Source organism: Paraclostridium benzoelyticum (assembly GCF_001006285.1).
In the GTDB taxonomy this organism is placed as follows: domain Bacteria; phylum Bacillota; class Clostridia; order Peptostreptococcales; family Peptostreptococcaceae; genus Paraclostridium; species Paraclostridium benzoelyticum.
Genome location: NZ_LBBT01000163.1, coordinates 1 through 1,883 on the forward strand (window position 1 = coordinate 1; position 1,883 = coordinate 1,883).

Sequence of the window (1,883 nt, forward strand, 5' to 3'; positions counted from 1 at the left end):
ATATATAATCCTAATATATTTATATTAAATATATAATCTTTATTTTCAAATGATATATTAATCAAATTTAACCCAATACCTATAATTAAAAAAATCATAGGTATTTTCAAACATTTAATGTATAGTTTCATATCTACTCTTGCTATAAATAGTATTAAAACTGTCATAACTAGCATTATAAGTATATGTATATTTACATTTTGAGTAAGCATAGAAGCTATAACTCCTATAAATGTAATTCCTAGTTTTGTTAATGGGTTTACATCTTTTATATTATTTAAATATGCACAGTTGTCAATTTCTAACATTTATCTTTTTTTCCTTTTTTATACCCTAAAAAGTATCCAATTATTCCTGCACCTATAGCTGCTTGAGTAGAGAAAAGTAAACTTTCAATCTCACCACTAGGTGGTTCGTATAAACTATTAAACCAAGGTTTATAATTAGGATTTATTTCACTAATTAAAGATTCTGCTTCTCCATCAGCGCCTCCGTATTCAGCAGTTGAGTTTAATATTAACGGAGTTATTATTAAGATTACTGTTAAAATTAATAATAGTATATTTTTATTTCTAGTTTTGACTTTCGAATTTGTACTCATCTTCTACAACTCCTTCTTCATTTTGTGTTATTAAATTGTATACTAATGTAGTTAATAATCCTTCTGCAATTGCTATAGGTATTTGAGTTATAAAGAATACACCTAAAAATTTTACTAATGACCCTAATATACCTCCTGCTGGATCAGGAAATGCTAATGCTAATTGAGTTGCAGTTATAGTATATGTAGCTAAATCTCCTAATGCTGCTGAAAAAAATACACTTTTTCCTGTACTAATATTTCTTTTTTTACAGAATTTAAATATTAAAAATGATACTATAGGACCTACTATAGCCATAGAAAAAGCATTTGCTCCTAAAGTTGTAAGTCCTCCATGTGCAAGAAGTATAGCTTGAAATAATAAAGCTATAGTTCCAACTACTGCCATTACAGATGGCCCAAACAATATTGCTCCTAGACCTACACCAGTAGGGTGTGAACAACTACCTGTTAAAGATGGTATTTTTAAAGCTGATAATACGAATACAAATGCACCTGCTAGAGCTAATAGTACTTTCTTTTTAGGATCAGCTTTTACTATTTTATTTATTGATTTTAACCCGTATATGAAAAATGGTATAAATACGACAGTCCATAATATAGACCATTGCATAGGTAAGAATCCTTCCATGATGTGCATTGCATGTGAAGTCACAGGATTTAAGATTACAAGTAGTAACCCTGCTATAACTGATAATTTTAAATAATTCATTTTAAATCCCTCTCTTTTTTATTTAGTACATTATTGTTTCATGTGATAAAATGACTAAATCAATTCTAAGTTTTAAAGGGCATACATAAAAATTCGCTTTGCTCATGTCGCTCAAATTTCATATCGTCAACGTCCACTCGGTAAACTCGTGTCCCGTTACTCAAACGACTTCGTCCGTTGCTCAAAAAAATTTTTTTACTCCCAAAACCTAGTATTTTAATATAACTAAATTTTATAGAATACCTATAGTTTTTTGTAAGCATACTTTACTTAAGCGTAAAAAAATCCCAATCTTTGGATTAGGACTTAATAACATTATAAAGTGGACATAGTAATTTTAAACTACGATACTTTCAATTATTTTCCTTCACCCCGAAGAACTTAATTTTTCAATTATAGGCAGGTCTCCTGGCTTAGCTTCTCTTTACTCCTTTTCCTTCCCGTAAAATTTACAGTGGTCCCAAAAGTTTCATCAGCTTTACAGTAGCGGGGGCTGCAGAGGATTTTAACCTCTTTCCCTATTAATTTTAAAAAACCTATAATCTCTAATATTTAATTATAATTTATCAC

At 29.2% G+C, this 1,883-nt stretch carries 2 protein-coding genes, 1 pseudogene and 1 riboswitch; all 3 genes and pseudogenes read right to left on the reverse strand.

The window, feature by feature from the left end:
• Positions 1 to 308, reverse strand: a pseudogene (locus tag VN21_RS07485) (CbiQ family ECF transporter T component); the annotation flags it as partial.
• A complete protein-coding gene (locus tag VN21_RS07490) occupies positions 302 to 601 on the reverse strand; it encodes an energy-coupling factor ABC transporter substrate-binding protein (RefSeq protein WP_021428421.1) in 300 nt (99 codons plus the stop codon). The pseudogene VN21_RS07485 and the gene VN21_RS07490, both read right to left, overlap by 7 nt.
• A complete protein-coding gene (locus VN21_RS07495; RefSeq protein ID WP_035117024.1) occupies positions 573 to 1,313 on the reverse strand; it encodes an energy-coupling factor ABC transporter permease in 741 nt (246 codons plus the stop codon). The genes VN21_RS07490 and VN21_RS07495 overlap by 29 nt, the downstream gene beginning before the upstream one ends.
• Before the next feature lie 381 nt (positions 1,314 to 1,694).
• Positions 1,695 to 1,868, reverse strand: a riboswitch (cobalamin riboswitch).
• Positions 1,869 to 1,883: the final 15 nt, after the last annotated feature.